This window comes from Pseudoxanthomonas sp. CF125 (assembly GCF_900104085.1).
Classification (GTDB): domain Bacteria; phylum Pseudomonadota; class Gammaproteobacteria; order Xanthomonadales; family Xanthomonadaceae; genus Pseudoxanthomonas_A.
On the sequence record NZ_FNLD01000001.1, the window covers coordinates 1,092,614 to 1,118,888 of the forward strand.

Genomic DNA, 26,275 nt, shown 5'->3' on the forward strand with positions numbered 1-26,275 from the left:
ACCTTCCGGCCCCGTATCGAGATGAAGCCCGGCATCGATTTCAATTGCGACCTGGGAGAAGGCGTCGGCGACGACGCCGCTATCCTACCCTTCATCAGCTCGGCCAGCATCGCCTGCGGCTTCCATGCCGGAAGCCCGGACCTGATGCGGGAGACGGTGAGTCTGTGCCGCGAACACGGCGTCGCCATCGGCGCGCATCCGTCTTTCGCCGACCGCGAAAACTTCGGCCGCAGCGCGCAATCGATCTCGCCCGGCGATGCCTACGCGCTCACGCTGTATCAGATCGGCGCTTTGGACGCTTTCGTACGCACAGCCGGCCTGCGCCTGAATCACGTCAAGCCGCACGGCGCCTTCTACAACCAGGCGGCGCGCGATCGCGAGCTGGCCGATGCCATCGCCACGGCGGTACGCGACTACGACCCGGGTCTGATCCTGTACGGCCTGGCAGGAAGCGCATTGACCCAGGCCGGCACAATGCGGGGATTACGGGTGGTCCAGGAAGCCTTCGCCGAACGCCGCTACGAAGCCGATGCCACACTGACGCCGCGCAGCCGCGCCGATGCCAGCATCGAGCATTCCGCCGAGGCGGCAATGCAGGTCATCGCCTTGTTGCGCGATGGGACAGTCACGGCGCGCACCGGCGAACTCGTACCTTTACGTGCGGACAGCATCTGCCTGCATGGCGACCGGCCTGATGCTGCACGCTTCGCCCGCGAACTGCGCATGGCCATCGAAAAGGCAGGATTCGACGTGCGGGCACCGGAGCGCCTCGGATGAATTACTGGCCCTTGTTGGGAATCGCCGTGGTGGTGGTCGGCTTCGTGCTTCGCTTCAACCCGGTGCTGGTGGTGGTGATCGCAGGATTGAGCAGCGGCCTGCTGGCCGGCATCGCCCTGCCCGACCTGCTTGCCTTGCTAGGAACCAGCTTCGTGGAGAATCGGGCCCTGCTGATGTTCCTGCTCACGCTGCCGGTCATCGGTTTGCTTGAGCACTATGGCCTGCGCGAACGCGCACGCGAGTGGATCGCGAGCTTCAAGGGATTGACCTTGTCGCGCTTCCAGATCGTCTATCTCCTGCTCCGCCAGGTCGGCAGCATGTTCGGCCTCACCCACGTCGCCGGCCCCGCCCAGACGGTACGTCCCTTGGTGGCGCCCATGAGCGAGGAAGCAGCCGAACGCACGCTCGGGAAATTGACCGATTCGCAACGCGAGCAAGTGCGTGCCAGCGCAGCGGCTACCGACAACATCGGCCTTTTCTTCGGCGAAGACGTATTCATCGCCATCGGCGCGGTGTTGTTGATTCAGGGTTTCTATGCACGCAACGGCATCCACATCGAAGCCTTGACCATCGCTTTGTGGGCGGCGCCTACCGCCGTGGCCGCATTCGTGATCCACTCGATTCGGCTGGTACTGCTGCAACGCAGATTGGAACGCGAGAAAGAAATCATCGACAAGTCTTTGGGTGGAGATGGCTCGCGTGCTGAAGGCTGATTACCTGTATTGGCTTATCGGCGCCTTCCTGCTGGTCACGGCCTTCTTCAATCTGCGCGAAAAGCGCTATACCACCGCGGTCTTCTGGACGATTCTGATCGGACCTTTCGTCTTCGGAACGCCGATCCTCGAAGCGGCGAAAGCTGGCGTGAAGTGGCCCGCCCAGTTGATGGGAGCGGGTGTAATCGCGCTGGGGATTCTGGCTGCACGCAGCCGGCTGACGAGTGCGCCCGACAGCGCCGATGCCCTGGCGCGGCGTCAAACGTCGGCAAGCCTGCTGCGCAATCGTCTGTTCATGCCCGCGCTGCTGATTCCTGCGCTGACCGTAGCTCTGTTCGTGGCCAGCAAATGGGCGCCGGGCATGGACCGGCTGATGGATCCCAAGGCGCTGACGCTCAGTTCGCTGGCGATCGCCAGTTTGTTCGCGTTGGCCGCGGGCCTGTGGGTGACGCATGCGCGCGCGGCCGAGCCCATGGCGCAGGGACGCCGCTTGCTCGATTCCCTGGGGTGGGCGGTGCTGCTGCCCATGGTCCTGGCCACGCTTGGCGGCGTGTTCGCCGCGACCGGCGTAGGCGAAGTGATCGCTTCGCTGGTCGGCCGCGTGATTCCCATCGAAAGCCGCACCGCCTGCCTGCTGGCGTTCGCATTGGGCATGGTGTTGTTCACCATCATCATGGGCAACGCGTTCGCCGCGTTCCCGGTGATGATGGCTGGCATCGGCCTGCCGCTGTTGATCCGCAAGCACGGCGCCGACCCGGCCAGCCTGGGCGCCATCGGCATGCTCACCGGCTATTGCGGCACGCTGCTCACGCCGATGGCGGCCAACTTCAATATCGTGCCTGCGGTATTGCTGGAATTGAAGGACCCCTACGCGGTGATCCGTTCGCAGGCCATGACGGCGTTCGCGCTCATGGCGGTCAATGTCGCGCTGATGCTGCTGCTGTGCTTCCGATGAAAAGTTTTCCCACAATTCTGCTGACCGGCTTCGAGCCTTTCGACGGGCAATCGACCAATCCCAGTTGGGATGCGGTACGGGCCCTGCATGGAAAACGCATCGCCGGCCATCGCGTGGTCGCACGCCGGCTGCCGGTCACCTTCGGCGCATCGCTGAAGGTTCTTCGTGCGGCGCTCCGCGAAACCTCTCCTGCCTTGGTCCTTTGCGTGGGACTGGCAGGCGGCAGGGAGCGGATCTCGCTGGAACGGGTGGCCATCAACGTGGACGATGCGCGTATTCCCGACAGCCAGGGCCGGCAACCGGTGGACGAAGCCATCGTCCCGGGCGGTCCGGCGGCCTACTTTTCCACATTGCCGATAAAGTCGATGCTGGCGGGCATGCGCGATGCCGGATTCCCCGCGGAGATTTCCCAGACAGCCGGCACCTACGTCTGCAATCACGTGTTCTACGCTCTGATGCATGCGCTTCGCAGGCGCCGGAACACCCGCGCCGGCTTCATCCACATCCCTTATTCGCCCGAACAGGTCGCTGGTATTCCAGGGGCGTTCGGCCTTCCTGTGGAAACTGTCGCCGAGGCGTTGCGTGTATGCCTTCGTATCGCCGTCACCACCACCGAAGATCAGCGTCTGGCAGCTGGCGCAGAGCATTGAATACCCTGTAGGAGCGGGCCCTGCCCGCGACGCTTTTAATTGTGTGCGCCAACAAGAGCGTCGCGGGCGGGGCCCGCTCCTACAGAATTGGGTCAGGTGCGCGGCAGGGTGACGCCGGTCTGGCCCTGGTACTTGCCACCGCGGTCCTTGTAACTGGTTTCGCAGACTTCGTCCGATTCGAAGAACAGCATCTGCGCCACGCCCTCGTTGGCGTAGATGCGCGCGGGCAGCGGCGTGGTGTTGCTGAACTCAAGGGTCACGTGCCCTTCCCACTCCGGCTCCAACGGCGTCACGTTGACGATGATGCCGCAGCGCGCGTAGGTGCTCTTGCCCAGGCAGACGACCAGGGTGCTGCGCGGAATGCGGAAGTATTCCACGGTACGCGCCAGCGCGAAGCTGTTGGGTGGTATCACGCAGGAATCGGCGTTGACATCGACGAAGCTGCCGCTGTCGAAATGCTTCGGATCGACGATGGTCGAATTGATGTTGGTGAAGATCTTGAATTCGCGCGAGCAGCGCACGTCGTAGCCGTAGCTGGAAGTGCCGTAGCTGACGATGCGTTCGCCGTTGACCTGCTTCACCTGTCCGGGCTCGTACGGCTCGATCATGCCGTGCTGCTCGGACATGCGGCGGATCCAGCGGTCGCTCTTGATGCTCATTCGTTGTTTCCTGTGGCCGGTCGGCCGGGCGTTATGGATTCGAAGCCGTCAATTCTAGCCGAGGCGCCGCGGCCGGTCTCAGACCAGCGACGAGGCGATGGGGATCGATGCGCGCGGACGCAAGGCCAGTTGCGCAGCCATGGCGCGGGCGGTCTGCCGGTACGCCTGAGCCACCGCCGATTCCGGCGCGGCGATCACCACAGGCTGGCCGGCATCGCCCTGCTCGCGGATGGCGATATCCAGCGGCAGCGAACCCAGCAGGGGCACGCCGTACTGCGCAGCCATGCGCTGGCCGCCGCCTTCGCCGAACAGGTGCTCTTCGTGCCCGCAGTTCGAGCAGACATGCAAGGCCATGTTCTCGACGATCCCCAGCACCGGCACCTCCACTTTCTGGAACATCTTCAGCGCTTTCTTCGCATCCAGCGTGGCGATGTCCTGCGGCGTGGTGACGATGATCGCCCCAGCCACCGGGATCTTCTGCGCCAGGGTCAGCTGGATGTCGCCCGTGCCGGGCGGCAGATCGATCAACAGGTAGTCCAGATCCCCCCACAGGGTGTCGGTGAACAACTGCGTCAGCGCCGAGGTCGCCATGGGGCCGCGCCAGATCATCGGCGTGTCGGCATCGACCAGAAACCCGATCGACATGGTTTCGATGCCAAACGCCCGCATCGGCTCGATGGACTTGTTGTCCGGGCTGTCGGGCTTGCCGCTCAGGCCAAGCATGGTGGGGATGCTGGGGCCGTAGACGTCGGCGTCCAGGATTCCGACTTTTGCACCATCTAGGTGCATGGCCACGGCCAGATTTACGGCGGTGGTGGACTTCCCTACCCCTCCTTTACCCGAGCCCACCGCAATGACATTACGCACGCGAGCGATGGGAGCCAGCCCTGGCTGGACTGCATGAGACTGTATTCGCGGCTTATTTTCGTCCAATTTGCTGTTATCTCCGGCCAAAAATCAATTGGCGCTCATTTTCTCAGTTTTACTGACATTTTGCTCAAGCCTAGCCGCGGATTGAGTGTATTAACCAAATGGCAAGGCGTTCCAGGATGCGGGCCATACGCAATGGGGCCAGGGCATCCAGAACGACATTCTAGACGCGACGCATTGGGCCATTAAGCAAGGCTATGCCGACAAGGATCGTATCTGTATCTACGGCGGCAGTTTCGGCGGTTATTCGTCGCTGATGGCGCCGGCCCGCGAGCCAGACCTGTTCAAGTGCGCATTCGGCTACGTAGGTGTGTATGACATGGAGATGATGTTCGAAAAAGGCGACATCCCGCAGCGCGAATCCGGTTTACGTTACCTGCGTCGCACGCTGGGAACCGACAAAGCCCAGCAGCGCGCCAACTCGCCCACCAGCTTAGCGAAGAACATCAAGATTCCCGTCTACCTGGCTGCCGGCGCCCGCGATGTGCGCGCAGTACCCGAACAAACCGAGGCGATGAACAAGGCACTGATCGCAGCCGGGAATCCGCCCGAGGGCTTGATCATTCAGTCCAGTGAAATGCACGGTTTCTACAAAGAAGGAAACAATCTCAAGCTATATACCGAGATGTTGAACTTCTTCGCCCGGCATATCGGCGGAGCTGGCGCGACCGGAACCGCCGCAGCCAAATAAATGCACTAACCTGCTTGGACGCGAGCCTAGGTGCTTCTGAGCCCGGCCATTGGCCGGGCTTTTTTATGGAAGCTGAGCCGGGGGATTGAACCCTTCCAGATAAGAAAAGACTTTTCGCGAGGGATTCCGAAGGGCTCCGGAATGGTTGTAGATCTTTCCGGAAGGTTTCGCGCTCGAAATCCCGACCTTTGCACCCTCTGCGTGCAAAGATTTGAACCAAGTTGAGCTAAATGGTGGTGGATTTAACGACTCTGGCGCGAACGCTCGGGGGTCGGATCGAAATCATGCCGACAGACATTATCCCGATAAGTTAATGTTTTTAATGGTTTTTATTTTTCATGAAGCATCCAACATCACATTAATTGGTCAAACCCATTGCAAAGTTTGTTCTTGCGTTAACTGCATGTTAAGTTTAGGCCAAAGGGGAAATTGAAGTTACGGCTCAGGCAGGAAGGATTCTGCCGGTGAAGGCCGTTTTTTTGAATCAGCTGAGGATTTCACACCATGTCAGTGCGCAAACCTGCAGTCTTGAAAAAAAGCCGCCTCACTGCCGCGATGCTTGCGGCGATCCTGATGCCTGCGGCCGCTAGTGTGCTCGCTCAAGAGACCGATGAAGGCACCTCGCAAAGCAGTTCAACCGAAGCCACAAATCTCGGAAAGGTCGTGGTGACCGGTTCGTTGATCCCGCAGACCGAACTTGAAACGTTCGTGCCGGTCACGATCATCACCGCCGAAGACATACGCTCGCGCGGATTCAACACCATCTCCGAGGTGCTGCAGAAATCCACCTTCGCCACGGGCGCGGTGCAGGGTGCGCAAACGTCAGCCTCCTTCACCCAGGGCGCCGAAACCGTCAGCCTGTTCGGTCTGCCGCCGGGTTACGTCAAGTACCTGATCGACGGCCGTCCGATGTCCAACTATCCGGCGCTGTACAACGGCAGCGATACCTTCAACAACATCAGCGGCATCCCCATCGGCCTGGTCGACCGCATCGAAATCCTGCCCGGCGGCCAGTCTTCGCTGTACGGCTCCGATGCCATCGCCGGCGTCATCAACGTCGTTCTGAAGAAGCAGATGGAAGGCGTGGAGTTCAGCCTGCGCGGCGGCGCGTATTCCGAAGGCGGCGGCACCAGCACGCGCTTCACCGTCGCCAGCGGCTTCAGCTCGGACGATGGGCGCTTCAACGCATTGGGCGGCCTGCAATACGAAGAACGCGATCCGATCTGGGCCTATCAGCGCGACCTGACCCGCCAGTTCAACCAGAACGGCACAAATGCCAATGGCACCCCCAGCCGGCCGCTCGCCAGCCGCGACATCCTAGTGGTCAGCCCGTTCACCAGTTACAACTTCCTGGATCCCAACAACTGCGCCAATGTTTCGAACCTGTTCGGCGGCACTATGGAATTGCAGGAACGCCCAGGCTTTGGCGACGGCTTGTACTGCGGTTCTATGTACACCCCGGGTTATCGGACGCTGTTGAACGAAAAGAAAGCCTTCCAGGCCTATGGCCACGCTACCTTCGATATCAACGACGACGTGCAGTTGTATGGCGATGTGCTGTACAGCAAGGAGAAAGTCAAATACCACGTCGGCTCGAACTTCACCTGGTGGGGTACCAGCGGGACGTGGGGCTATTACTACGATCCGAACCTCGACGATCTGTTGAACCTGCAGCGCGCCTTCGCGCCTGAGGAAATGGGTCCGGGCGGTTTCAACAACACCATGAGCACCGACGATAGCGAAGCGATCCGGGTCAATTTCGGGGTAACCGGCAGCATCGGCGCGAACTGGGATTACGACGTCGGCGTGGTCCATGCCGAATACAAGCTGGATTCCACCAGTTGGGTTCGTTACAGGGATCTGATCGATCAGTACTTCATCGATACCGTACTCGGTCCGCAGCAAGGGCTGGATCCTTATTACGGCGCCTACCCGGTGTTCACCCCGGACTACGCGGCGTTCTACCAGCCCATCAGCCCGGAGGACTTCCAGAGCTTTAGCGGCTTTGCCACGACCCACTCCAAGACCAAGGACAGCATGATTCGCGCGCAGATCACCAGCGCCAGTCTGTTCACCCTGCCGGGCGGCGATGCCGGTTTGGCGGTAGTCGGAGAGTTCGGCAAGCAGGAATGGCGCTACAACCCCGATCCTGGCTTCCTGGACGGCTCCATCTGGGGCCAGACCGACGTCAGCGGCGGCGGCGACCGCGACCGTTATGCGGTGACCTCGGAACTGCGCCTGCCGGTCTGGGACCCGTTGACGGTGACCGTGGCGGGACGCTTCGACAGCTTCAAGGCGAGCGGCCGCACCATCGAGAAGCCGACCTATAGCGTTGGCCTTGAGTTCCGGCCGCTGGAAACGCTGTTGCTACGCGGCAAGTACGGTACTGCCTTCCGCGCGCCCACGCTTTCCGACCTTTACCAGGGCTACAGCGGTTTCTTCACTTCGGCCACCGACTACTACCAATGCGCCCAGGCGGGTTTCCTGCCTGAGGATATCGACAACTGCCCCTCCACCATCAGCCCGCAGCAGATCTTCGGCAGCCAGGCTGGCGATCTGGGCCTGAAGCCGATCAACGCGGACGTGTGGAGCGCTGGTTTCGTGTGGGCGCCGATCGATCGGATGTCGCTGACCGTGGATTACCACAATTGGGACATCACCGACGAAGTCGCCACGCTGAGCATCGATGGCTTGACCTTGCAGGAATACCGCTGCCGCACCGGCATCGACGACATCACTTCTCCGACCTGCGTGCAGGCGCTGGAATTTGTGATGCGCAACGAGTTGGGCGACATCGAAGAGGTCTACACGCCCAAGGTCAACATCGCGCGCCAGGAGCTGGAAGCGGTGACCGCGTCGTTCAACTACGGCTTCGATATCGGCCGTTTCGGCGACCTGGATTTCCGTAGCAGCTACACCCGGAAGCTCCGCCACAAGCAACAGCTGAACCCCGATGACCCGGTCAACGATCTATTGGACGACCCGTTCTACAGCCGCGATCCGAAGCAGAAAGCGGACGCCGCCTTGACCTGGCGCATCGGCAACTTCGCCACCACGGCTTATGCCAACTGGCGTGGGCCGACGGCCAACAACAAGGCCTGGATTTCTGCAGCCGGTTACGACGCGCCGTTCGCCCGCAAGCTAGGTTCGACCACGCTCTACAACTTTAGCGTGTCCTACACGCCTTTGCCGGGGCTGGACCTGTCGGTATTGGTGAACAACGCGTTCAACACGATGCCTCCGTTGGACAATACCTACACGGGTAGTTCCGGCGCTCCGTACAGCTCGACCAACTTCGATGTGTATGGCCGCTCGTTCTACCTGGAAATGCGCTACGCGTTCGGCAGGTCGGAGTAGTCCATCGCTTGCCGCGATCCACGGACCCCGCCGCAAGGCGGGGTTTTTTATGGTTGGCTTCGCGCCAGTTGCGTCATCGGCTGAATGACCAGCGGCCACTGTTCCATACGCCTGCGAATGCAGGTATAAGGGGGCAAGTCGCGGCCGCCGGCCGCGTCCAACCACATACTCCCTGGAGGGGAACATGCGCAACAAACTGATCGCCACTCTGCTGGTCCTGCCCCTGCTGGCGCTGTCTGTGTCGGCAATTGCCGCCGACGCTACCGGCCGCTGGAAGACCATCGACGACAAGACCGGCAAGGTGAAGTCGATCGTCGAGATCTCCAAGGCTGCCAACGGCACCTACAGCGGCAAGGTGGTCGAAGTCCTGTATTCCGAACGCGGCCCCAACCCGGTCTGCGACAAATGCTCGGGCAGCAACAAGAACAAGCCGGTCAAGGGCATGACCATCCTCTGGAACTTGAAGGCCGACGGCGCCAACGAATGGTCTGGTGGCACCATCCTGGATCCGGCCAACGGCAAGACCTACAAATCCAAGGCCGAACTGCAGGCCGGCGGCAACAAACTGGATGTCTCCGGTTGTATCGCCTTCATCTGCCGCGCGCAGACCTGGGTCCGCGAGTAACACGGTAGCCTCACCGCATCGGCAATCCCTTCCGGCCCGGCTTACGTCGGGCCGGAGCTTTCTGCGGCAGGGCTTTTCGCGGCGCATGCGATAATCGCCGCATCGCCCCACGAACCCCGCCATGACCCGTACCGCTCTTGTCACCACCGCCCTGCCCTATGCCAACGGCCCCCTGCACCTGGGCCACCTGGTCGGCTATATCCAGGCCGATATCTGGGTGCGCGCCCGGCGCCTGCGCGGCGACACCGCCTGGTTCGTGTGCGCGGACGACACCCATGGCACGCCCATCATGCTGGCCGCCGAAAAAGCAGGAGTAACCTCGGAAACCTTCATCGCCGGCATGCAGGCCTCGCACGAGCGCGACTTCGCGGCATTCGGCGTGGCCTTCGACCATTACGATTCGACCCACTCGACCACCAACCGAGAGCTCACCGAGACGTTCTACGCGCGGCTGGAAGCCGGCGGCCACATCGCGCGCCGCAGCGTGGCCCAGTTCTTCGATCCGGAAAAAGGCATGTTCCTGCCGGACCGCTACATCAAGGGCATCTGCCCCAATTGCGGCACGCCCGACCAGTACGGCGACAACTGCGAGAACTGCGGCGCCACCTACGCGCCGACCGATCTGAAGGAACCCAAGTCGGTCCTGTCCGGCGCAACGCCCGAGCTGCGCGATTCGGACCATTACTTCTTCGAAGTGGGACGCTTCCAATCGTTCCTGCGCGAATGGATGGCCGGCGATGTGGCACTGCCCGGCGTCAAGGCGAAGCTGATGGAATGGCTGGACGCCGAGGGCGGCCTGCGCGCATGGGATATCTCCCGCGACGCGCCGTATTTCGGGTTCGAAATCCCCGGCGCGCCCGGGAAGTATTTCTACGTCTGGCTGGATGCGCCCATCGGTTACCTGAGCAGTTTCCGCAATCTGTGCGCGCGCAACGGCATCGATTTCGAATCGCACCTGATCGCCGGCACCGAAACCGAACTGCACCATTTCATCGGCAAGGACATCGTCAACTTCCACGGCCTGTTCTGGCCGGCGGTGCTGAAGGGCGTGGGTTATCGCGCGCCGACCCGCTTGCATGTCAATGGCTACCTGACGGTGGATGGCGCGAAGATGTCGAAGTCGCGCGGCACTTTCGTCATGGCCCGGACTTATCTCGACGCAGGCCTGGAGCCGGAAGCGTTGCGCTACTACTACGCCGCCAAATCCTCCGGTGGCGTGGACGACCTTGACCTGAACCTGGGCGATTTCATCGCGCGCGTGAATTCCGACCTGGTGGGCAAGTTCGTCAACCTGGCCAGCCGTTGCGCCGGTTTCATCGAAAAGCGCTTCGACGGGCGACTGGCAGCGACGTTGCCCGACGCGGCGATGTATGCGCGCTTCGTCGCGGCGCTGACGCCGATCCGTGAGGCATACGAACGCAACGATCCCGCAGGCGCGATCCGCCAGACCATGGCGCTGGCCGATGAAGCCAACCGCTATATCGACGACAACAAGCCCTGGGTCATCGCCAAGCAGGATGGCGCCGACGCGGAGCTGCAAGCGGTATGCACGCAGGGCCTGAACCTGTTCCGCGTGCTGTCTGCCGCCCTGAAGCCGATCCTGCCGCATACCTCGACGCAGGCCGAAGCCTTCCTCGCCGCACCCGTCTATGCCTGGCAGGATCTGGACACGCCGCTATTGGCGCACGCGGTCAAGCCCTACCTGCCGCTGTTCACCCGTATCGACCCGAAGCAGATCGACGCCATGACCGAAGCCTCGAAAGACACCATGGGCGCACCGCCCGCCGCGGTGCCGGAAACCAAACCGACCGTATCCAAGGAAGCCGCCAAGAAAGCGACGGCCGCCACTCCCGATGGGGCCAAGACAGACGCTTTCGTCTCGATGGAGGATTTCGCCAAACTCGACCTGCGCATCGGCAAGGTGGTGGTCTGCGAATTCGTGGAAGGCTCCGACAAACTGCTGCGCTTCGAGCTGGATGCCGGCGAGCTGGGCAAGCGCCAGATCTTTTCCGGCATCCGCGCGAGCTACGGCGAGCCCGAAAAACTGGTGGGCCGCAGCGTAGTGTTCATCGCCAACCTGGCGCCGCGCAAGATGCGCTTTGGCACCAGCGAAGGCATGATCCTGTCCGCAGGCTTCGACGGCGGCGCATTGGCGCTGCTGGACGCGGACGATACCGCCGAACCCGGGATGCCGGTTCGCTGATCCGGATGCGGCGCGGACCTCATGGACCTTGCCCTTGCCGACCGTCTGGACCGCATCCTGCCGCAGACCCAATGCGGGCAATGCGGCTTCGACGGTTGCCGCCCCTATGCCGAAGCCATGGCCCTGCATGAAGTGGGCGTAGACCGCTGCCCGCCCGGCGGCGATGCTGGCGCACGAGCGCTCGCGCATGTCTTGTCGACGGCGGCCCTGCCCTATGACCGGACGCGCGGATTGCACAAACCTCCTGCCGTCGCGCTGATCGTCGAAGCCGATTGCATCGGCTGCACCAAATGCATCCAGGCGTGCCCGGTGGACGCCATCATCGGTGGCGCCAAACATATGCACGTGGTGATAGAACCGCTGTGCACCGGCTGCGAGCTCTGTTTGCCCGCATGTCCCGTGGATTGCATCCAGATGGTTTGACCGCAACCGCTCAGCCTGGCGTTACGGCTTCCCCCAATAGTTCGATCAACCCGCCCAATTGCCCCTCATATCGCCTCCATCGCTCCATGGCGGTGCGATAGATCGGCTCACGCACCTGTACAGCGCTAGCAGTGGCGACCGGCGACTGATTACGTTCGAACTGCAAGCAGGCATCCTCCCATGGCAGGCCGCAAAACTCGATCAGGCGACGACTCGCTTCTTCTTGCGACTCTACGATGTCCTCGTAGTGGATATCCAGAATGCGGCCAGGAAGCACCTTCTGCCAGTGCTTCATCAGGCGGTCGTACATCAAGTAATACCGGCCCGTGTCGAGCAAGTCGAAGGAGTAATCGTAGAATGGCGACGTCAACGCGAACAGTTGCCTGAAATTGCTCAGGCACGTATCGATCGGATTGCGGCGCAGGTTTATGATCCTGGCGTTCGGCAACGCACGGGCAATGTAGCCGGCGAAGAGGAAGTTATGCGGCAATTTGTCGATGAAATGCGGCGTGTGGCCGGTACCCGGCCGGGTGCTGGCGATGTAACTAGCGCCAAGTTTGTCCCAGTCCAGTTGCCTGCAGCGACCTATCGTGTCCGGGTCGAACATGCTGGCTGTGCGGCTGCCCGAAGCGCGTTTCAGACAGACGCCGAAGTTCTGCAGTTCCCCGCCCGAATGCACCGATGTGTGGCTGGAAATGATGCGTTCAACAAGAGTTGTTCCACTGCGCGGCATACCGATCACGAAAATAGGCTCGTAGCTCGGACAACCCGATGTCATCGCTTCCGGAATGGGGAAAGCAGCTTCCAGGGCATTGAACAATTCCTCGTCGCGCGCGCTGGAGTAGCCGCGCGATGCCCGTTTGGACGCTTTCCCCGAAGAAAGATGCTCGAATGAACGGGTGTACTGCTGCAGATCCTCGTACTCCTTGGCCAATGCCAGGTTGAGGTACATCGATCCATCCATATCGTTGTCAACCTGCAGCAGCAACGATTCCAGTCTCTCTATGTGATTTCCGGACTCGCTCTGTTTCGATAACTGCGAGAGCGCCAGATGCGCCTTCCAATAGCGTGGATCTATGCCGATACATGCCTCGTACTCGCGCTCGGCTGCTTTCAGGTCGCCCGAGAACGTGAGCGACGTGGCCAGGTTGAAACGGTAGCTAGCGCGCTCCGGCATCAGTTCCGCCGCACGCCGGAATGCTTCGACCGCCTTTGCGTGCGCGTTGGCCTGGGTATAAACCACACCCAACGTATCCAGAGTCATCGCATCGTTGGGCGATGTACCCATCGCGCGGTCCGCCGCTTCCATGGCTTCGCGCAGAGAACGACCCGTTGCCAACGCACGCGCCAATTGCGTGTTGTAATCGGCGCGGCCAGGGTTGATCGCAACAGCCCGCCTCAGATGATCTATGGCTGGTTGCAGCTGTTGCAATTGCAGCGAAGCCACGCCCGCCACGAAATGCACCCCGGCATGCTGCGGCACTCTCGTCAGCAGCATTGCCGCCAGATTTCTCGCCTGTATCCAGTCGCCGCGATTCAATGCTTCTATGGATTGAGCGTACAGCCGGACTGGCTCTGTCATTTCGGTTCGCCTGGTCAGCAGTTGTTGTATGGATCGTTACTTCCCAGCCGGCCTGCAAGCAGAGCAGATACGCTCCACGCGGTAGCCCTTGGCGCGCAGCTTTTCCACCACGCCATCCGGCCCCAGCAAATGCAACGCGCCTACCACCACCAGAGTGTCGTCCTTGCCGGATTCGGTGAGGCGTTTTTCGATTTTCGGCACCCAGGCGTCGTTGCGCGCCACGTTGATGCGTTTGTACAGATTCGGATACTCCTTCTTCATCTGCATGCCCATGTCCTGCCACAGCACGCCGGCCTTGCCCGCGCGCCATGCGGCATGCAGCTTGGCGGTTTCTTCCTTCGCGTCCTTGGATTCGGACAAGGCCTCGGCAAGGAACTGCAGTTGCTCTTCTTTGCTCATCCCGTCGAGGAACGCGATCTGCTGCGCACCGGTTTCCAGACCTGCCGTCGGCTTGCCAGCTTCTGTCGCCAATGTGGCCAGGTGCGAATCCAGCCCCAATTTCGGATCCAGGCCCTGCTTGGTCATTTCGGTGATGGTGATGGTGAGGCCGACGAACCACGGTTCGAACAGCTGCACCACCTGCGGCGTCAGCCCCATTTTCTGCAGCTCCGGACCATTGGCGCTCAGCCATGCGCCCAACAATGCGACGGTGGTGGCGGGAAGTTCGCTATCGAGCTGCGTGCCGTCCGTGCGCAGCGCCGCCTGCCCCATCTGCATCCCCAGTGCGGGAGATGACATCTCCTCCGGCGTCATCTCGAACACCAGCGATTCGGCATCGGCGAAAGCGGCGTCCACGTCTTTGGAGAGCGGGTAGTCGTTGGGTTTGAGCAAATGGAACGAGCCCAGCAGGTATACCGAGTTGTCGGCGTCGGACACCTTCCACAACAGCGGGACCGGCGGCGAACCGGCGGCGGCGGCGGCCGGCGCTTTGGCCGCATCCGCATTGACGCCGAAAGCTAGGGTGGCCAGCGCAGCCAGCAGCATCGGCTTGAAGCGGCGAGAGAGGAGTAGACGCATGGCGGTCCTGGTCACAGGGTTGCGGGATGGGAGGCGTAGGTCTTTTCGCCGGCGGTGATGGCCAGATCCAGACGGTTCTCGGGCGGCGGCAAAGGACAGGTCGCGAAGGTCGTAAAGGCGCAGGGCGGGCTGTAGGCCCGGTTGAAATCAAGCACCACCTTGCCCTGGGCATCGGGGCCCGGGGTGTCGATGAAGCGACCCGCCGGATAGCTGCCGTGGCCGCTGGTGCGATCGGCGAAGACCAGGAAAAGTTGGTTGCCCGGTTCGCCCATCGCTTCGATGCGGTAGGTCTTGCCCTCGCGCACGAACTCCACTGCGCCCGGGTTCGGCGCATCGGTGGAGGTGCCGATGATGTCGACAATGGGCATGGTCTTGCCTGGCGGATGCGGAACGAACTTACCGACGATTCTCCAACCCGGATCGGCAGGCCAGTAGTCGAGCCCGGTGAACTGCAGGCGGGTGGGCGCATCGGCGTACTTGATGCGCAGACCGAAGCGTTGGCCGCGCTTGATCACACTCAACAATCCCTTACCGTCGTCGAAACCGATCTGACTGGGCGCCGGGTCGTGATCGGTTTTCAGCTCGACCCTGCCCTTGCCGGTCATGGGCTCGCCATCCAGGGTCAGCGCAACCCCGCTCTCCGGCGTGAGATAGATGTGTCCATCGCGCTGTTCCACCATGCCCAGCTTGGGCGGACCTACCGCCAGGCGGATTCCGCTACCGGCGCTGCTACCGACGTAATGGGCCTTGAGTTCCAGCCAATGCAGTCCCACCAGGCTGGTCCAGCCATCGGGCTTCAGCAGATCCTGTTTGCGCTCATTGCGCCAGATGGCGTTGTCGGCAAGGAAACTCGGATCGGGGGCGGGGCCGGCTTTGCCTGCCGCGGAATCCCCCTTGCCGCCGCTGCAGGCGGCGAGCGCCAGCAACATCGACCCGACCAGCGCGTATCGCGCGAACTTCCCCATGTCAGCGTCCCCTCATGAACCAGCGATCTATTTCGGCCAGCGAAAAACGCGCCCAGGTAGGCCTGCCGTGATTGCACTGGCCCGAGCGTTCGGTGATTTCCATTTCGCGCAGCAGCGCGTTCATTTCCGGAATGGTCAGGCGGCGATTGGCGCGCACCGCGCCGTGGCAAGCCATGGTGGAAAGAAGTTCATCGCGCGCGGCAGCTATGCGCCTGGTTTCGCCATGCTCGCGCAGGTCTGTCAGCACGTCGCGCAACAGGCCTTCCGGTTCGGCTTGCGCCAAAAGCGCGGGCACGCTGCGCACGCTGAGCGATTGCGGACCGCTGCGGGTCACATCGAAACCCAGCGCGGCCAGCGTTTCCGCTTCGCGTTCGGCGACCTCCGCTTCGCGTTCGGCCACCGCCAGGTTGAACGGCACCAACAGCGGTTGCGAATGCAGGCCGATGCCGTCGTGGGCGCTCTTCAATTTCTCGTAGCCGATACGCTCGTGCGCGGCATGCATGTCCACGACGATCAGCCCGTCCGCGTTCTCGGCCAGGATATAGATACCGTGCAATTGCGCGATGGCGTAGCCCAACGGAGGAATGGAGGCATCGCTGCTAGTGGGCAAACGCTGCTCTGGAGACTGCGAGGCGAACACCTGCGGAGAAACCACATCCGGAGAGAACGCCTGCGAGGCGCCCGATTGAGAGTAGAGCGCCGCATAGGCTGCAGGAGCTTCGCCGACGCTCAGGCCCAGCGGCGACTGTTGCGTTGGCGACCACGGCCGCGGCGAACCGAACCCAGCCGCAGCGCCCGGATACTGCGCCCTGTCCGCAGCCCCTTGAGTGGCTGCCGCGATCGCACCGGCACGCGTTTCGGCCAGCGCATCCTGCAAGGTGCGATAGACGAAGTCGTGCACCAGCCGCGTGTCGCGGAAACGGACTTCGTGTTTGGCCGGATGCACGTTGACATCGACGCGCAGCGGGTCGATTTCCAGAAACAGCACATAGGCCGGTTGGCGGCCGTGGAACAGCACATCCTGGTAAGCCATCTTCACCGCATGGGCGATGTTGCGGTCGCGCACCGCGCGGCCGTTGACGTAGAGGTATTGCTGGTCGGCGCTGGCGCGCGAGTAACTCGGCAACGCTATCCAGCCATGCAGACGCAGCCCGGCCGCAGCATGCTCGACGCACAAGGCCTGACGCGCGAAATCTTCGCCCAGCGTCTCGTTCAAACGCAGCGAGGCGTCGAGCAGGTCGGGCTTGTAGCGGCGCGAAGGACGGCCGTTGTGGCTGACGCGCAATTCCACATCCGGGCGCGCAAGCGCCAGCGAACGCAACCATTCCTCGATGTGGCTGAGTTCGGTACGCTCGGCACGCAGGAACTTGCGCCGCGCCGGCACGTTGTAGAACAGTTCGCGCACTTCCACCGTGGTGCCGGGCGCCTGCGCTTTGGGGGTTATCTCGCCCAGCTTGCCGCCTTCGACCCGCAGCGTCGAGCCATGCTCGTCGCCGGCACGGCGCGAAGACAACGAGAAACGGCTGACCGAGGCGATCGAGGGCAAGGCCTCGCCACGGAAGCCGAGCGTGGCCACCGCTTCCAGATCGTCCAATGAGGCGATCTTGCTGGTGGCATGGCGGGCGACCGCCAGCGGCAATTCCTCCGGGGCTATGCCGCCGCCGTCGTCGCGAATGCGGATAAGGCGAATGCCGCCTTCCTCAAGGTCTATGTCGATGCGCAGCGCGCCCGCATCCAGCGCGTTCTCGACCAGTTCCTTGACCACGGACGCAGGACGTTCGACCACCTCGCCTGCGGCGATCTGGTTGATGAGGGTGTCGGGGAGTTGGCGGATCTGCACGGTCGGATGGCGGCGCGCGGGCGCCGTCGGGAGAACAGACGTGATGATAGCCGAAGGGCTGGAGCTTACGGCGCGCCCGCGCTGCCGACGCTCGCGGTGGTGCGGGCTGCCGCGTCGGCGGCGGCGGCGCGCGCAGCGAACAGCGTGCCCGGCGGCGGCTGGCGGGTGAAATAGGTCTGCACGCCGTCCAGCACCGCACCCGCCACCTTGCGCTGGTAGGCCGGATCGGTCAGGCGCCGCTCTTCGTCCGCGTTGGAGATGAAGGCGGTCTCCACCAGCATGGCCGGCATGTCGGAAGTGCGCAGCACGGCGAAGTTGGCGCGTTCGATGTTCGGCTTGTGGTTGTTGCCCACGCGCTTGAGGCCGTCCAGCACGTGACCGGCGGCGTCCTCGGACGCTTTCATGTGCCCGCTCTGGGCCAGGTCCAGCAGGACCGAGGACAGGGTGTTGTCCACCTGCTGCAGACGCACGCCGCCGACCAGGTCGGAGGAGTTTTCCTTGTCCGCCAACCAGCGCGCCCGCTGCGAGGAAGCGCCCTTGAGCGAAAGCACGTACACCGACGAACCGCGCGCGCTGCGGTTTTCGGCGGCGTCGGCGTGAATGGAGACGAACATGTCCGCCTTGTTGGCGCGCGCCTTCTGCGCACGCTGGGGCAGTGGAATGAAATAGTCGCCGTCGCGGACCAGATAGGCCTTCATGCCCGGGGTGGCGTTGATCTGCCGCGCCAGTTCGCGCGCCATCGCCAGGGTGACGTCTTTTTCACGCTTGCCGGTGGGGCCTTGCGCGCCCGGGTCCTGACCGCCGTGCCCGGCGTCGATGGCGATCACCAGCGGACGCATGCCGGCGCGCATCGGTACCTGCGGCACGGGCTTGTAGGCGGGCCCGGTGTTGGCAGAAGCGGTTTCGGTCGGCGTGGAGGCCGCAGCAGTGGTGGGTGCGGGCACGCCGGTCGCGATGGTGTATTGGACAGGCGCCGCTTGCGTTGACGTCGGCGCCGGCCCGGTACGAGGCTCGCTCGTGCCAGCGGGAACCACCGCCTGCGTACTCTGCCCATTGAGAATGGCTTGCGGGGAGAGCTGCGGCGAAACCGTCGGCGGTTTGGCCACGGCCTGTTGCACGGCGGCGGAAGTCAAAGCCGCGGTCGCTTGTGCCGCTGCTTGGGTGCTGGTTTGTTGCGCGGGGGTTTGCGGCGTGCCGGCTTGTTGCGCAGCAGGCGAAGAATCGGCCGCCGTCGCTTTCGCCACCGTCGCTACGGACGCAGGACCGTCGCCGGGCCATTCCAGCACCAGCCGCGCGCCGCTGCTGGTGGGCTCCAGACGCGGCTTCATGGCCACGACCGAAGACGAAAGATCGAACACGATGCGCAAGGTATCCGGCGTCGGCTGGCCCGTGCGAACCGACTTGACGATGCCGGCACCGGCCGGAAGCCTCAGGCCGCGCATAGCGGTGGAGGCAGGCAAGTCGACGACCAGTCGATCCGGACCGGCCAGGGACAGGGTTTTGTACTCGCCCTTGCCTTCCAGCTGGATCTCGGCGCGGGTGCCGGTGGCGCCCGTATCGACGCTGACACTGCGGACTTCGCCGGCCAAAACGGGGCACGCGATGCCCAAGGCGAGCGCAATGCCCACCGTGGTGTTGCCGAAACGGGTGATCCCCTTATGCATGCGGCGGATTCAAGCACCATCCGCCAAGGAATGCAACTACTTTTCCCTTAATAATCCGTAACCTGCCGGAACTTCCTGTTGTGGCCGGGAAGATAGCGCTGCAACTTCGGCCGAAGCGGCCAGAAGCGCCAGCCAGCGTTCGCCTGCTGCCGTGCCGGCCAGTAGCCGGGCCTCCCGACCAAGTCCCTGAGTGGCCAGCTCCACACGCAGATCGGCTTTGGGTAGCGCAGCGCCTGCGCGCTCCGGCCATTCCACCAACCAGAGAGTAGCGACCGCGTCGTCCAGGCCCAGGAAGTCCAGCTCTCCCGCATCGCCGATGCGGTAAAGATCCAGGTGCCAGGCTTCGCCTTCGGGAATGGGATACCGCTCCACCAAGGTATAGGTGGGGCTACGGATCGCGCCTTCGACGCCCAGCGCCCGCAGCAGTGCGCGCGCAAGCGTCGACTTGCCAGCGCCCAGATCGCCTTGCAGATGCACGACCGCATGCGCCGGGCGCGTGGACGCCAGCGCGCGGCCCAATGCCTCGGTCGCTTCGCTTGCGGGAAGGAGCAGATGCATCAGTCGATTGCCTCCGGATTGGCGAGACGTCGCAAATGAGGGAAAAGATCCGAAGGCAAAAGCCCGCGCTCGCCCTCTTCCGCAGCGGCGTCGCCCGCAAGCGAATGCAGTAGCGCGCCCGCGCTGGCCGCATCGAAAGCAGACAGGCCGCTCGCCCGCAAAGCCACGATCACTCCGGTCAGCACATCGCCCATGCCGCCGACCGCCATGCCTGGGTTGCCGGCACCCAGCACGCGCGGCGTCTGCCCGGGCGCAGTAATGATCGTGCCCGCGCCCTTGAGCACGGCGACCGTTTGGTAACGCTCAGCAATGGCTTGCGCGGCGGCGAATCGATCGCGCTGCACCTCGGCCGTTTCGATGCCGAGCAGGCGCGCCGCTTCGCCCGGATGCGGAGTCAGGATGGCATCGGCAAGCGCGTGAGGTTCGGCGGCGATCAGGTTCAGCGCATCGGCATCCAGCACCAGCGGCTTGCCGGCCGCCAGCGCCAGCTTGAGCATCGCGCGACCCCAATCATCCTTGCCAAGGCCGGGGCCGATAGCTATCGCACCGACGCCTGAAAACAGCGGTTTCAGCTCGTCTCCCGACTCCACGCCGCGGACCATCGCTTCCGGACGCCGCGCCAGCATCGCCGGCACGTGCGACTCGCGAGTCGCCACGCTCAACAGACCCGCGCCGCTGCGCAGGGCCGCCTCGGCGCACAACAGGATCGCGCCGCCATGCCCATGGTCGCCGCCGATGCACAGCGCCCTGCCCGACTCGCCCTTGTGCGTGTTGCGGCGACGCGGCAGCAACCAGTACGACAGCGCTTCGGGGGTCAGCAGCGACGCGCTGGATTCGACGGTGGAAAAAGTCTCGCCCGGAACCTCCAATCCCTCCAATGCGAGCTCGCCCGTGTGTTCAAGCGCTTCGCCCGTCCACAAACCCGCGTGCCGCGCGATGAACTGCAAGGTGCGCGAAGCAACGACGGCCTTGCCGGGCGCCGACCCCTTGTCGGCGTCCAATCCGCTGGGCACATCCAGCGCCAGCACCGGTGCTGGTTGCCCGTTGATGGCGTCGATCAGTGCGGTGGCGAACGCATCGGGCGGACGCGACAGGCCGATGCCGAACAACGCATCCACCACCACATCGCCTTGCGGTACGGCATCGGGAAAAATCGCGATCTCTCCGCCGGCCGCCACATAGTCGGTGCAGGCGCGCTGGGACAACGCCGTACCGGGGACGTGTTCGGCCAGATGCAGCACTTTCACGGCGCGGCCAGAACGGTGTGCCAGACGTGCCAGCACATAGCCATCGCCGCCATTGTTGCCGGGCCCGCAGACTACGGTGACGCGCTGCGCAGCGGGCCAGTGCTGCAGCAGATGCTGCCAGGCGGCCTGTCCCGCCCGCTGCATCAGCACATAACCGTCGCCTCCCAGCAACGCCGTCGCGCGGGCATCGAGCAAGCGGGCGGCGTGGGTGTCGAACAGGGGCAGCAATCCGTACATGGCGTGGATTCTATACTTGACCCATGCCTTTGCCCTTCGCCGCCGTACCGGATCCAGCCGCACTCGCCCGACGAGTGCGTGTGTTGTCGCGCGAACTCGGCTTCCAGCGTTGCGGGATCGCCGGCATCGAGCTTGGCGAGGACGAAACCCATCTGCGCGACTGGCTGGCCAAGGGCCTGTACGGCTCGATGGACTGGATGGCGCGCCATGGCGACAAGCGCGCACGGCCGGACGAACTGATTCCGGGCACCTTGCGGGTGATCTCGGTCGGCCTGGACTACGGCCGCAACGACGGCGAGGAAGCCTGGACCACGCTGGAAAACGGCGAGCGCGCCTACGTAGCCCGATACGCGTTGGGCCGCGATTACCACAAGCTGATGCGGCAGCGTCTGCAGAAGCTGGCGGAACGGATACAGCAGGAAGTCGGGCCGTTCGGCCATCGCGTGTTCGTGGATTCGGCGCCGGTGCTGGAGCGTGCTTTGGCAAGAAATGCAGGCCTGGGCTGGATCGGCAAGCACACCTGCCTGATCGACAAGGACGGCGGCTCGTGGTTTTTCCTGGGCGAGATCTACGTCGACCTGCCGCTACCGGTCGATGCACCCGCCAGCGCGCATTGCGGCACCTGCACGCGCTGCATCGACATCTGCCCCACCCAGGCCATCGTGGCGCCTTACCGGCTGGATGCGCGTCGCTGCATTTCCTACCTGACCATCGAGCACGAAGGCTCGATTCCCGAGGAGCTTCGCCCCGCGATCGGCAACCGCATTTTCGGCTGCGACGACTGCCAGCTGGTATGCCCATGGAACAAATTCGCCAAGCGCACGGACGAGCCGGATTTCCGCGCGCGGAACGATCTCGATACGGCGACCCTGCCGCAGCTTTTCGCGTGGTCGGAAGCCGAGTTCCTCAGCCGCACCGAAGGCTCGGCGATCCGTCGCAGCGGCTACGAACGCTGGCTGCGCAATATCGCGGTGGGATTGGGGAATGCGCCGGCTACGCCGGCGGTGACGGCGGCGCTTGCTTCACGCCGGGACCATGATTCCGAGGTGGTACGGGAGCATGTGGGGTGGGCTTTGGCGCGGCATGGGTGACGGACTTACAGAAACCAGGAAAAACCACGAAGCCGTCATCCCAGCGAAAGCTGGAAGCGCTTTTCAACAGCCGAATGGCTGGTCATCCATCTTGATTTTCGCGGGGTGTATCAGACGCAAACAGAAGCAGAATCAAGATCAAAATGGATCCCAGCTTTCGCTGGGGTGACGACTGGTTTTTTTTGGGCTGATGACGGCTGGTTTTTTTAGGCCCGCGCCTTCAGCTCCGCCAACAGCACCTTGGTCACCGGATCGCTAGCCTCCGCCTCGCCGCGCAACGCCGGCAACAACCCATTGGCCAACTGCTTGCCCAGCTCCACGCCGAACTGATCGAAGGCGTTGATGCCCCACAACACCGACTGCGCGTAAACGCTGTGTTCGTACATGGCGATCAGTCCGCCCAGCGATTGCGGCGTCAGCGCGTCCAGCAGCATCAGCGTGCTGGGACGGCCGCCGGCGTAGGCGCGATGCGGATCGTCGCTGGACTGGCCGTTGGCCAGCGCTTCGGCCTGGGCGAAAAGATTGGACATCAACGCCAGATGATTCTCCGCATACGGATCGTCGTTGCGGAGGGTGCCGACGAAATCCAGCGGCACGATTTGCGTGCCCTGATGCAACGCCTGGAAGAAACTGTGCTGCACATCGGTGCCCGCACCGCCCCACCATACCGGCACCGTGTCGACTTCCACCGCGCCGCCGTCCAGCTTCACCGACTTGCCCAAGCTTTCCATCACCAGTTGCTGCAGGTAGGCGGGCAGCAAGGCCAGGCGCTGGTCGTAGGTCATCACGCCATGCGCCGCATGGCCCAGAACATTCCGGTTCCAAACGGCCGTCAACGCATGGCGAACCGAGATGTTGGCTTCCAGCGGCGAATTCAGCACATGCGCGTCGAACTCCGACGCTCCCTCCAGCAGTTCTTCGAAACGGTCGAAACCGATCGCCAGCGCGATCGGCAGGCCGACCGCCGACCACAGCGAATAACGCCCGCCCACCCAATCCCACATCGGCAGCACGCGTTCGGCCGCGATATCGAATGCGGCCGCAGCACGCTCGGGGTTTGCGCTGACCGCATACAGGGGTTCGCTGCCGCCCAGCCAGTCGCGCAGGATGCCGCCGTTGAGCAGCGTTTCCTGCGTACCGAAGGTCTTGGAGATCAGGATGGCGGCGGTGCGCGCCGGATCCAGCGGCGCCAGCGTGCGTTGCGCAGCAGCGCCGTCCACATTGGAAAGGAAATGCACGCGGAAACGGCCGCCCGCCGGCGCGCGCAGCGCATCGGCCACCAATCGCGGCCCCAGGTCGGAACCGCCGATGCCGACGCTGACGATATCGGTGATGCCGCTGGCTTCCAGCTCCGCGACCACCGCGCCCATGCGCTGGCGGGTCGCACTGGCGGTCGCGAAGGCTTCGCGCGCTATCGCCGCGCCCGAATGGTTGCCGCGCAGAGCCGTATGCAGCGCAGCGCGGCCTTCGGTGACGTTGACTTTCTCCCCGTCGAACAAGCGCCGGAACGCACCGGCCATGTCGCGCGATTGCGCCAGACCCAGCAGCGCGGCCAATGCATCGCGGTCGTAGGACTGCCGCGCGAAATTGAAGTACAGCGATCCCTGGCGCAGGGCGAAATCGCGCGCGCGCGCCGGATCCTTCGCCAACAACGACGGTGGCTTCTCGCCCCGCAGGCGGGAAGCGTGGGATTGCAGCGTGTCGAAGCCCGGCTTCATGCTCATGCCGCCTGCTTGGGAATGGAATGGTTGGTGTGGGTCACGCGGTTGTCGGCATCGACATAGACCAGGTTCGGTTTGAACACAGACGCTTCCTGTTCGCTCATGGAGGCGAAAGCGGCGATGATCACCAGATCGCCGACCTGCACATGCCGCGCGGCGCCGCCGTTCAAGGAGATGATGCCGCTGCCCTCGTCGGCGCGCAGCGCATAGGTGCTGAAGCGGCTGCCGTTGGTCACGTCCCAGACATGCACCTGCTCGAACTCGCGAATGCCGCTGGCTTCCAGCAACAATGCGTCGATGGCGACGGAGCCTTCGTAGTTGAGCTCGGAATGGGTGACGGTGGCGCGGTGGATCTTGGCTTTCAGGAGGCTGAGCTGCATGGCTGCGCAAACTTTTCGAGGGGGAATGGAGTTTAGCAATTGGCTGCTTAAAAGCCCCTCTCCCATCGGGAGAGGGGTTGGGGTGAGGGTATGGCGGAGAAACGGAGCACAGATCACGGCAATCTGGCCACATCCGCAAAGCCGCTTATTGCCATGCCCCTACAAAGCGGCGGGTCGTCGCTTCGCCATACCCTCACACCCCAAGAGTGCTTGCTGCGCGGCGTTCGCCCTCCGGGCACCCCGCATCAAGTACGGGGCAGGCTCTTCTCCCGAGGGGAGAAGGAACTAGAACTCCAGGTTGTCGATCAGCCGGGTCCTGCCCAGCTTGGCGGCGATCAGCGCGACCCTGGCGGATTTTTCCCCGTCTTCCGGCTCGCTCAGGTCCGGACGCCTGACCGCGGCGTAATCCACGGCGAAACCCGCCGCGGCCAGCCTGCGCGAAGCTTCCGCTTCCACCTCCAGACGGGGCTGTCCGGACGCTACGGCAGTGCGCATCGCCAGCAGCGTCTTGCGGATCTCGGCTGCGGCCGGACGCTCGTCCGCCGACAGATATTGATTGCGCGAACTCATCGCCAGACCGTCGCTTTCGCGCACGATGCTGCCGCCCAGGATTTCGATGGGGAAAGCCAGATCGGTCACCATCTGCCGGATCACGGCCAGCTGCTGGAAATCCTTCTTGCCGAACGAGGCCACGTCGGGTTGCACCTGGTTGAACAGGCGCGTGACCACCGTACAGACGCCGTCGAAGTGCCCGGGGCGGTGCGCGCCTTCCAGCACGCTGCTGACGCCGGGCACATTGATCCTGGCGGCCAGTTCGACGCCGAAGGGATACATGGACTCCACTGTCGGCAACCACAGCACGTCGCAGCCCGCGCCTTCCAGCCCGGTGGTGTCGGCTTCGGGCGTGCGCGGATAACGGGTGAAGTCTTCGTTGGGGCCGAACTGGGTCGGATTGACGAACACGCTGGACACCACGCGGTCGGCGTACTGCCGCGCCAGCATCACCAGCGAGTAATGGCCGGCGTGCAGATTGCCCATGGTCGGCACGAAACCGACCCGCAGCCCCTCGCGCTTCCAGCCATTGACCCGCGCGCGCAGCGCATCGAGTTCGGTGATGGTTTCGATCATTGCGCTTCCTTATGCGGGCGCCGGCTTTTTTTAGGAGCGTTCAGTAGGAATGTTCCGCATCGGGGAACGAGCCATCGCGCACCGCAGTGGCATAGGCAGCTATGGCGCCCGCGATGGAACCGCCTTCGGCCAGGAAATCCTTGACGAATTTCGGTTTGCGATGGCCCGTGTCGATGCCCAGGAAATCATGCAGCACCAGCACCTGGCCATCGCAGTCCGGACCGGCGCCGATGCCGATGGTGGGAATGGCGCTGGCAGCGGTGATGGCCGCGGCTAGCGGCGACGGTACGCATTCGAGCACCAGCATCGAAGCGCCGGCATCGGCCACCGCCTGCGCGTCGGAACGGAGTTTGGCGGCGGCCTGCTCATCGCGGCCCTGTACTTTGTAGCCGCCGAACTTCAGCACCGACTGCGGGGTCAGGCCAAGATGCGCACAGACCGGAATATGGCGTTCGACCAGAAAGCGGATGACTTCCAATTTGTGGCCCGCGCCCTCCAGCTTCACCATTTCCGCGCCAGCCTGCAGCAGCGCGATAGAGGCCTGCAGCGCGCGCTCGGGAGTAGCGTCGGACTGGAAAGGAAGATCGGAGATCAGCATCGCACGGCTCAGCCCGCGTGCGACCGCGGCGGTGTGGTAGGCGATGTGTTCCACCGTGACCGGCAAAGTCGAATCGCGGCCCTGCACCACCATGCCCAGCGAATCGCCGACCAGCACCAGGTCCACGCCATTGGTGTCTGCCACCCGCGCGAAGCTGTAGTCGTAGGCGGTCAGCATCACCAGTTTGCGTTGTTCGCGCTTGGCGGCGGCCAGTCCCGGCAGGGTCCACTTCTTGATATCGGCGTGTGTGCTCATCGGTTGATT

General features: G+C 63.5%; 22 protein-coding genes and 1 pseudogene. 10 read left to right on the plus strand and 13 right to left on the minus strand.

What is annotated here, in order from left to right:
- Positions 1-21 precede the first annotated feature (21 nt).
- Genes BLR66_RS04775 through pcp form a run of 4 tightly spaced genes read left to right on the plus strand, consistent with a single transcriptional unit; the run spans position 22 to position 3,095 of the window.
- Positions 22-777, plus strand: coding sequence for a 5-oxoprolinase subunit PxpA (locus BLR66_RS04775; protein WP_093280456.1), 756 nt, complete (start codon positions 22-24; stop codon positions 775-777).
- On the plus strand, positions 774-1,490 hold the full coding sequence (locus BLR66_RS04780) for a DUF969 domain-containing protein (protein ID WP_093284335.1): 717 nt from the start codon (positions 774-776) through the stop codon (positions 1,488-1,490). Before BLR66_RS04775 ends, BLR66_RS04780 begins: the two co-directional genes overlap by 4 nt.
- Positions 1,477-2,445 (plus strand): DUF979 domain-containing protein, encoded by a 969-nt coding sequence (locus BLR66_RS04785; protein ID WP_176943757.1) that lies wholly within the window; start codon positions 1,477-1,479, stop codon positions 2,443-2,445. Before BLR66_RS04780 ends, BLR66_RS04785 begins: the two co-directional genes overlap by 14 nt.
- Positions 2,442-3,095: a pyroglutamyl-peptidase I gene (gene pcp, locus BLR66_RS04790; protein ID WP_093280458.1), complete on the plus strand. Its 654-nt coding sequence runs from the start codon at positions 2,442-2,444 to the stop codon at positions 3,093-3,095. Before BLR66_RS04785 ends, pcp begins: the two co-directional genes overlap by 4 nt.
- A 92-nt stretch (positions 3,096-3,187) precedes the next feature.
- Here the strand turns inward: pcp and dcd are convergent, their stop codons facing one another.
- Both dcd and apbC read right to left on the minus strand, forming a co-directional pair.
- Positions 3,188-3,754, minus strand: coding sequence for a dCTP deaminase (gene dcd / locus BLR66_RS04795; protein ID WP_093280459.1), 567 nt, complete (start codon positions 3,752-3,754; stop codon positions 3,188-3,190).
- A gap of 78 nt (positions 3,755-3,832) precedes the next feature.
- Positions 3,833-4,687: an iron-sulfur cluster carrier protein ApbC gene (apbC, locus tag BLR66_RS04800; RefSeq protein WP_093280460.1), complete on the minus strand. Its 855-nt coding sequence runs from the start codon at positions 4,685-4,687 to the stop codon at positions 3,833-3,835.
- 112 nt (positions 4,688-4,799) lie between these two features.
- Here apbC and BLR66_RS04805 point away from each other — a divergent pair.
- From BLR66_RS04805 to rnfB, 5 genes and pseudogenes are all read left to right on the plus strand, one after another.
- Positions 4,800-5,375 (plus strand): annotated as a pseudogene (locus BLR66_RS04805) (prolyl oligopeptidase family serine peptidase); the annotation flags it as partial.
- Positions 5,376-5,879: 504 nt separating this feature from the next.
- Positions 5,880-8,732: a TonB-dependent receptor plug domain-containing protein gene (locus BLR66_RS04810; protein ID WP_176943758.1), complete on the plus strand. Its 2,853-nt coding sequence runs from the start codon at positions 5,880-5,882 to the stop codon at positions 8,730-8,732.
- Positions 8,733-8,916: 184 nt separating this feature from the next.
- On the plus strand, positions 8,917-9,357 hold the full coding sequence (locus tag BLR66_RS04815; protein ID WP_093280462.1) for a DUF2147 domain-containing protein: 441 nt from the start codon (positions 8,917-8,919) through the stop codon (positions 9,355-9,357).
- Between the two features lie 121 nt (positions 9,358-9,478).
- A complete protein-coding gene (gene metG / locus BLR66_RS04820) occupies positions 9,479-11,560 on the plus strand; it encodes a methionine--tRNA ligase (protein ID WP_093280463.1) in 2,082 nt (693 codons plus the stop codon).
- 21 nt (positions 11,561-11,581) lie between these two features.
- Positions 11,582-11,983 (plus strand): Rnf electron transport complex subunit RnfB, encoded by a 402-nt coding sequence (gene rnfB, locus BLR66_RS04825; protein ID WP_093280464.1) that lies wholly within the window; start codon positions 11,582-11,584, stop codon positions 11,981-11,983.
- A 10-nt stretch (positions 11,984-11,993) separates the two neighbouring features.
- Here rnfB and BLR66_RS04830 read toward each other — a convergent pair whose 3' ends face one another.
- From BLR66_RS04830 to BLR66_RS04860, 7 genes are all read right to left on the minus strand, one after another.
- Positions 11,994-13,565, minus strand: coding sequence for a tetratricopeptide repeat-containing sulfotransferase family protein (locus BLR66_RS04830; RefSeq protein ID WP_093280465.1), 1,572 nt, complete (start codon positions 13,563-13,565; stop codon positions 11,994-11,996).
- Positions 13,566-13,601: 36 nt separating this feature from the next.
- Positions 13,602-14,582 carry a TraB/GumN family protein gene (locus tag BLR66_RS04835; RefSeq protein ID WP_093284344.1) on the minus strand — a complete coding sequence of 327 codons (981 nt, stop codon included), beginning with the start codon at positions 14,580-14,582 and terminating at the stop codon, positions 13,602-13,604.
- An 11-nt stretch (positions 14,583-14,593) separates the two neighbouring features.
- Positions 14,594-15,511 (minus strand): DUF1684 domain-containing protein, encoded by a 918-nt coding sequence (locus BLR66_RS04840; RefSeq protein WP_093284349.1) that lies wholly within the window; start codon positions 15,509-15,511, stop codon positions 14,594-14,596.
- 37 nt (positions 15,512-15,548) lie between these two features.
- The gene (gene mutL, locus BLR66_RS04845; protein ID WP_093280466.1) at positions 15,549-17,387 is read right to left on the minus strand and encodes a DNA mismatch repair endonuclease MutL; all 1,839 of its coding nucleotides are present in this window, start codon (positions 17,385-17,387) and stop codon (positions 15,549-15,551) included.
- A gap of 65 nt (positions 17,388-17,452) precedes the next feature.
- Entirely contained in the window at positions 17,453-19,051 is a 1,599-nt protein-coding gene (locus BLR66_RS04850) for an N-acetylmuramoyl-L-alanine amidase (RefSeq protein WP_093280467.1), read from the minus strand.
- A gap of 36 nt (positions 19,052-19,087) precedes the next feature.
- Entirely contained in the window at positions 19,088-19,609 is a 522-nt protein-coding gene (tsaE, locus tag BLR66_RS04855; protein ID WP_093280468.1) for a tRNA (adenosine(37)-N6)-threonylcarbamoyltransferase complex ATPase subunit type 1 TsaE, read from the minus strand.
- Positions 19,609-21,093, minus strand: a complete 1,485-nt coding sequence (locus tag BLR66_RS04860) for an NAD(P)H-hydrate dehydratase (RefSeq protein WP_093280469.1) — start codon at positions 21,091-21,093, stop codon at positions 19,609-19,611. Before BLR66_RS04860 ends, tsaE begins: the two co-directional genes overlap by 1 nt.
- 23 nt (positions 21,094-21,116) lie before the next feature.
- On the opposite strand from BLR66_RS04860, the gene queG reads away from it, so the two are divergent.
- The gene (queG, locus tag BLR66_RS04865; RefSeq protein ID WP_093280470.1) at positions 21,117-22,184 is read left to right on the plus strand and encodes a tRNA epoxyqueuosine(34) reductase QueG; all 1,068 of its coding nucleotides are present in this window, start codon (positions 21,117-21,119) and stop codon (positions 22,182-22,184) included.
- 206 nt (positions 22,185-22,390) lie between these two features.
- On the opposite strand, the gene pgi is transcribed toward queG, so the two are convergent.
- The 4 genes from pgi to panB all read right to left on the minus strand — a co-directional run bounded on the left by pgi (position 22,391) and on the right by panB (position 26,266).
- Complete coding sequence (gene pgi / locus BLR66_RS04870) at positions 22,391-23,908, minus strand: glucose-6-phosphate isomerase (RefSeq protein ID WP_093280471.1); 1,518 nt, start codon at positions 23,906-23,908, stop codon at positions 22,391-22,393.
- Positions 23,905-24,285, minus strand: coding sequence for an aspartate 1-decarboxylase (gene panD / locus BLR66_RS04875; protein WP_093280472.1), 381 nt, complete (start codon positions 24,283-24,285; stop codon positions 23,905-23,907). The genes pgi and panD overlap by 4 nt, the downstream gene beginning before the upstream one ends.
- 285 nt (positions 24,286-24,570) lie before the next feature.
- Positions 24,571-25,413 carry a pantoate--beta-alanine ligase gene (gene panC / locus BLR66_RS04880; RefSeq protein WP_093280473.1) on the minus strand — a complete coding sequence of 281 codons (843 nt, stop codon included), beginning with the start codon at positions 25,411-25,413 and terminating at the stop codon, positions 24,571-24,573.
- A gap of 40 nt (positions 25,414-25,453) precedes the next feature.
- Entirely contained in the window at positions 25,454-26,266 is an 813-nt protein-coding gene (gene panB / locus BLR66_RS04885; protein ID WP_093280474.1) for a 3-methyl-2-oxobutanoate hydroxymethyltransferase, read from the minus strand.
- Positions 26,267-26,275 lie beyond the last annotated feature (9 nt).